Source organism: Marivita sp., from assembly GCF_020055635.1.
Classification (GTDB): Bacteria; Pseudomonadota; Alphaproteobacteria; order Rhodobacterales; family Rhodobacteraceae; genus Marivita.
Map to the genome: position 1 here is coordinate 1 of NZ_JAIPUT010000110.1, position 6,453 is coordinate 6,453.

The following is a 6,453-nucleotide window of genomic DNA, read 5'->3' on the forward strand; positions in this document are numbered from 1 at the left end:
TTTTCTCGGCAGAACGGAACGCGGACATCGAGCAGAAGCCAATCACGCCGGACGATCCGGTAGACGTTATCCGGGTTTACTTGAAACTGGCTAGTGGGCGGCTGCGGCAAACACCGATCCGATATGAGCACAGTGATTTCTACGATCTCCACGAGATAGAATACGATCAGAAGTCAGTCTTTGTTACAGGAAGTAAGTTCCCGTTTTTATGGAGAAAAAGCGTCTTTGGTGGATGCGATGACATTGACATCACGCAAGCTGTACCAAGCCATCTGAAGCGGCACGATGATCACACTTTCGATGCCTACCACATCAACTGCGTGAGTAGGGGTGGGGATCATCTGTTTGTGCTTGCGCACAACTGGGACGATCCAAGCTTCGCGATGCGTCTGTCTTTAAAAGACGCGCATGAAGGTCGCGCGACATGTACAAAGGTATATGAAAATCTGGGCTCGTGTTGCCACGATATCGTGCCCATGGGTGATGTGTTTTGGACGCTGGACAGTCGTGGGTCTGCTCTCGTCAGGGTCGCTGTTGCAGATGGAGGCCAAAAAAGATTTTCTCTACAAAGCCCATACAGTTCTGCGTCCCATGACTCTGGCAAGCTTGGCGGGATACCTTTTCCCCGTGGGCTAGCGCGTTTTGGAAATATGCTTGTAGTAAGCTACGGTTTCAACGAAGACCGTGCGGACCGCATGGACAGCAACGCGATGCTTGCAATGTTTGATCTCCAACAGGAAGCCTTTGTGAACCATATCTCCTTGGGTAAGCATGGAAATACCTGCGCGGTTTTGGCGCTCTAGGCGACGGCAATTTCCAGCGATTTCAAAGAATTAAACCAACGACTCAAGCAAATACATCTACCGCGTGCTACGAATGGCTTTTTTACTGACCCAATGCACAGATCTGTCGCCATAGGCGTGGACCAAGTACCTGATAGGCATGGCTCTCTCGCCAGCGGTTTGCATTCGAACGCATGGTATCAAGTTGAACCGTTGTCTGCGGCTCGGCTTCAGGGTTTCGGAGGGCCCGGATCAAGCGCAGTATCCCTTGGGCAATATCCTCGGCCGACGTGCCTGGAAGGCGCATGATAAGGGGCTCTACATCGTCGAAAATGCGCAACGGTGTCGCCAGAACAGGGCGATCCAGTGCCAGCGCTTGGCGGATTGCCCCGGAGGCGGATTCAGCCGTTTTCTGGTAGGAGAAAACCAGCGCGTCCGCTTGAGCAATACGCGAGAAGCTGTCGGCGTCATCCAGAAATCTTGTCTCCAGATTTACGTGCCCGTCTAATCCAAGCTCCTGAATTTGCTGTCTCGCGGCTTGGATTGCTTCGGCGGAATCCTTGATCGGGAACTCTGCGTTGATCATGTCCAAGGCAACGTTTTCACCTTGGTTTCTCACATGCGCGACGGCTTCGATCAGCTGGTCTAAACCTTTGGGCGGCAAGAAGAAACCGTAGGTTCCTAATACGACTGGCCGGTCCGGGGACATTTGGGGCGGAGCAGGCACGGCAGCGTAAGGCACGCCGTGCGGAAACAGCGAAACATTGTCTTCCAAGCCGATTGATTTCAGATGGTTGAGGTCATGATGTGAATGCACCAAAAGCTTGTCACACGCCTCAAGGGCCGGGCGAATGCGTGCAAGCTGCCTGTCAGGGGGAACAGCGCTATCATCGGTCGCGTGCATCATCATCACGACCTGTCGTCCGTCTGCTTTTGCCTGCAAAATCAAGGCACCAAGATGCGGGAAGCTGAAGAAGCCATAGTTGAACTGGATCACCAGCACCTGTGGATTAGAGGTGCGGATTTCAGACTGCAACTGCGCGAGGGTGTCCTGCCCGTTTTGCTTCCAACAGCGTCGGATATTGACGTTGTCTGAAGTGATACGATCCATCGTGTGCGACGCAAAGACGGTGATCTCATCTGGAAAAGCTTCGATAAGATGCGCAGAGTAGGTCGCGATGCCACAACGGGTGTTGTAGCTGGAAACCCAGCCCACTCTAGGCGGCAGGTTCGGGACATGCGCGGCAATGCGTTGGACAGCGTCTCGCGAGCGTTCGGCAACCTTTTCCCAAGTATGATCGGTCAGAATTTGGTGAGACGCCTTGGTGGATGTCTCCTGGCTGGGTTTGGGGGCTAATCTGAAAGCCTTCAGCTTGTTAGCCAAGTCTGTCTGATCAGGCTCAGCCCAGACGGAGTCCCAGTGCACCAAATGGCTCTGAGCCGGTGCGAATGCGTAGTCGACAAAATGCACCAAAGGGTTGCCGGCAAAGATTTTCTGACCTCCCCAACCCGTCGTCAGAACAGGCTTTCCTGCCAGTACAGCTTCGGCGACAGGCAGGCAGTAACCTTCGGCCCGGGAGGGGGCGATCAGGAGATCCGCAGCGGCGTAAAGGCTTCGCATCTGACCCGGCGTGAGGGGCTCTTCCACGACAGTGATCGGTGGCAGGTTCGGATACGTCACCTGGAGAGCCGAAACCTGGGCTCCAATGTCATTATGCGGATTGGAAAAAGTCTTGATCACCAGCTGCACATCGTCGCCGGCCTCAAAGGCTTGAGCAAAGCTTTTCAGCAGGACATCGGGGCCCTTGCGAGGAAAGCAGGATGAGACGTGCAGACAGGTAAAGCCTGCCTGTGGCAGGGTGATCGGCAAAGGCTCATGCGGGACGTCCAGATGATCGACCCCGTTTCCGACCACATGGATCGGTAATCCAATTCCGGCGTCCTCAAACAGCTTTTTGACATGGGGTGAAGTTACCAAAAGTCCTTGCAGATGCGCTGTCATGTCCCGCGTGTAGTCTTGCGGCAACCCGGTTTCTTCCCAGGCATATCCATGCAGAAGATTAAGCGGACCGCGCATGTCCGAAACGCGTGGCGGGAACAGGTTCCGACTGAGAATATCGACTGTTTCGGCTGTGCTTTGCTGTCCAGTTGCATGAAGAGCATCGAGGTCGGGATGGGCTGTGAGGAAGTCTGGATCGGGGTCGAACGGCCCATCACCCTCAGCAGAAACAAGAGCGACCTTTACCCCCTGTTTGTCGAGAGCACGGGCTGTCTCACGATTGACTGAAGCAAGGCTGTAATGGCTGTCAAAGGGCCCTTCTAGGCGCCACGTCAGACCCGTTTGTGGCACGCTGCGTGGACGCCAGGCGTTCTCGGTCGCCAGCCTGGTTTTGAGCAGAGCCCGTGCAAGGTCGTTGCGATCTTGTTCACTCAGGCCCCCATCCGGTTCAGGTAGCGCTTTGAGAGCTCCGATGGCTCGGTCTTCGAGCTTGTCCAACCGGTTCTGTACGTGGGACCATTCGCTCTCAGGAGAGGTTATTCGGGCACAGTTTACCAGCAAAGACAGGGCCTTGCGCGCAGATGCCTCCCAAGAGAAATGCGCGGCACTGCGGTTCTGCTTGTCCTGCATCCTGGCACGGAAAGCCGCATCCGTCAGTCCGCGCAGGATCAGTGAGGTCAGAGATCGAATATCACCTGGTTCAAACAGGGTTTCCGGTGTTCCGACGACGTCCGACAAACTGGCAGCATTGGCTCCGAGCGCCAAGGTTCCCGACCGGATTGCTTGCAGGGCAGGAAGGCCAAAACCCTGTCTCGCAGCAGGCATTACGAAGATTTCTGCAAGTCCAAAAATGCCAGGCAGATCTTCGTCAGAGACGTGGTCGAGAATTCGAACGTGACCGGGATCAAGTGAGAGAGTTTTGACGTGTTCTCGGATGCACGAGATCTCGTTTCCCGAAAAATTTCCGGCGATGACCAGATCATGGCTATCGATAATTCCGCGCGGCAAAGCGTTGTACGCGCTGACAATGTCTTGCAAGGCGCTCGGGCAACTCTTGGAGCCGACGGCCAACAGATAGGGGCGCAAGAGTGCGTAACGTGCACGCAGATGTTCCATATCCAGCAAAGACATGCTGTCAGGAGGGGTGAATTCAGCGCCAGCATCCCCTGGGATGGTCTGAGTATGAGCCCTGGTGCAGTTGAAGGCGTCCATGGCGTTCTGGCGGGTTGTTTCGGACACGGCGATCACTGCGTCGAAAGGGTGTCCTTGGTTCGCACTCGGGTTCCTGGACGGCTCGACCGTTTCGGTTCCTGTGCGAACCAAATCGTGGTGAATTGCCAGGTTAGGCGTGTCTGACAGAGCAAGTCGGCGTGGGTGTGAGGCGTTATTGGTGCCATCATGGAAAAGGCTTGGGGACATGACCGCATCAGGCGATAGGCCAGCGATTGCGAAGTCGCGGAGTAGGCTTGATGCCTCCACGCGCCAAAGCCCGTTTGAGGTCGTCGGATCAGAAGCTTCAAGCCCCTGAAAGACATGGATGCGATATTGCGCATGCAACTTTGGATAACGACGCTGCACAGGAGGGATCGTGGCTGGAAAGGCGTTGTTGAGCAGCAGGTGTATGTCGTGCCCGTCACGCTCTGCAATCGGCAGCATCGCATCCACAAGCTCCAGAAGATGTGCTCCGGCGCTCCAGTTCTGGCGGTCGTGCTGTGCAGATTGCAGATCGATCAAGAGGCGCATGTCTTAGGTTTCTTGCTCATCAAAGAGACGATTTCGCAACGCGATTTCACGAGCAGATAGCGAAATTGGCTCGACGGGCGCCAGAGTGGTTTGGCCATTCTGCCGACTAAGGCGATCGGTCGATTGAGTTTCTTGAACAGCGGTGGCCTTTTCGGGTGCGCTGGTTGGTGGAGCGGTCCCGGAAGGTCGCTGGACGTCAGATTTCAGCTTCAGCTTTTTCTTGATTTCGTATGCCAACTTCCGCAAACCCCTGCGTCGTGTCGCACGTTTGAGCGTGACCCGCAGCGCCTCGAGCTCATTGTGGAGACGTGCGATTTCCTCGGCTTGGTTGCGCAGCGAGGTTTGGGCTTGGCTCAGGGCGCCTTCAAATGCGCTGGCCCTCGTGTGGAATGTCGTGTCGAGATGATTGATGCGTTGTTTCAGGCCCACTTCACCGGAATGAATGCGGCCATGAAGCTCTTCTTCAGCATGCTTGAAGCGTCTGGATGCCGACAGTGACGAAATTTGCAGAAAACCAGGTGAGAACACATCGAACGTTTTTCCGAATGCATGTTTTTGAGCGACGACGGCGAATTTCCGGCTTGCCCCGTAAAGAGCTGAGTACAGGCTTCTGTCGTCCGGAGCCAGATCGGGCGAGATCACACGGGCACGTGCAAAGCCGGCGCCGTGAATGACCTGTGCAGTTTCTTCCGGCGATGCATGAGCGTCAGGGCGGTGAAGTGCAGCGTGCTCTGGAACCGTTCCGCCCAGTACCAGAAGGCCGCCAGGCTTGAGGTGATGGAGAGTTTCAGACGCCCAGGCTTCCAGGTCATCCAGAGAGAGCGCATCACACGCGTCGAACTTGGTGATCACGGACCACCCATCATGCGTCTCATTCATGCTTTTGCGTAATGTGATCCCTTGCGCGGCCAGAAGGCCGTCCAGTCCACTTGGCTCTGCATCCAGAGACAGCACGTCAACGGCGCTATCGAGACCTTGCCACGCCAGTATCAAGGGCAAAATCGCACTGCAGATGGCAAGGTCTTCCTGAGAAGCAGGTTTCATGAGCACACCTCTTAAGGAATACGTTAAAACTGGCTAAGTGCTTATTACAAGGGGATTTCCTGCCGAGAAAGCGCTCTGCCAACGTAACAGTATATTCACCAGTTTGGCGTGGCGAGACGTAAAGTGTCACAAGTGCAACAGGTGTTTTGTACGCGGGGTGCAAAAAATAAACAAATTCAACAACTTAAGATCGATCTGGCTGGAGGGTATATAAATCACTATACAGGGGTATAAGTTTCGCTATACATTTCTCCTTGTGAGACGGGAATCAAGGGTTTAGAAGCCTGTCTCAGTTGAGCCCTCTTGGCTTCCGAGCGCTGTTTTGTCGCCTCGGCGGTCGAGAAGTAGGGGTAACAACGATCATTCATGGGGCCGGATAGATCAGGCACCGAACTAAAGAGGAAGATGATACATGGCTTTGATATTCTCTGAGCTGACACCTGAAGAGCAGGTTACGGCAATCTTTGTCGGCTATTACGATCGCGCTCCTGCGGTCCCCGGCCTGAATGCGTACGTTGCAGACTTCGCCGCGGGTCAGACGCCTGCGGACGTCGCACGGTCGTTTGTGATGCAGGACGAGACCCTTGATCTCTATCCGTCGCTCGCTGAAGACGAAATTACCGAAGACGACGCCATCGCGCTCGTCACGAACATTTTCAACAACCTGTTCAACCGCGATCCCAGCAACATCGGCCCCGACAATTTCTGGGTTAACAAGCTGTTGACGGAAGAAGGCGTAGAGGTCGGCCAGATCATTCTGGATATCATGAGTGGTGCTCAGGATGATGATCTCGCCATCCTTCAGAACAAGATCGACGTTGGCGTTGCCTATGTCGAGGCGGCCATTGCGGCTGGTGAAGACGGCACAGGTGATCTGAAAGACAA

At 54.9% G+C, this 6,453-nt stretch carries 4 protein-coding genes; 2 read left to right on the plus strand and 2 right to left on the minus strand.

Translation table 11 applies throughout. The features are described 5' to 3' along the window. The coding region (locus LCF60_RS22890; protein ID WP_292294851.1) for a hypothetical protein at window positions 1–803 on the plus strand (803 nt) is incomplete at its 5' end. Window positions 804–885: 82 nt separating this feature from the next. On the opposite strand, the gene LCF60_RS22895 is transcribed toward LCF60_RS22890, so the two are convergent. Continuing rightward, entirely contained in the window at window positions 886–4,524 is a 3,639-nt protein-coding gene (locus LCF60_RS22895) for a glycosyltransferase (RefSeq protein WP_292294852.1), read from the minus strand. A 3-nt stretch (window positions 4,525–4,527) separates the two neighbouring features. Further along, window positions 4,528–5,568, minus strand: a complete 1,041-nt coding sequence (locus LCF60_RS22900; RefSeq protein WP_292294853.1) for a hypothetical protein — start codon at window positions 5,566–5,568, stop codon at window positions 4,528–4,530. A gap of 412 nt (window positions 5,569–5,980) precedes the next feature. Between LCF60_RS22900 and LCF60_RS22905 the strand changes: the two genes are divergently transcribed. Then, a partial coding sequence (locus tag LCF60_RS22905) for a hypothetical protein (protein ID WP_292294854.1) occupies window positions 5,981–6,453 on the plus strand: 473 nt, incomplete at its 3' end.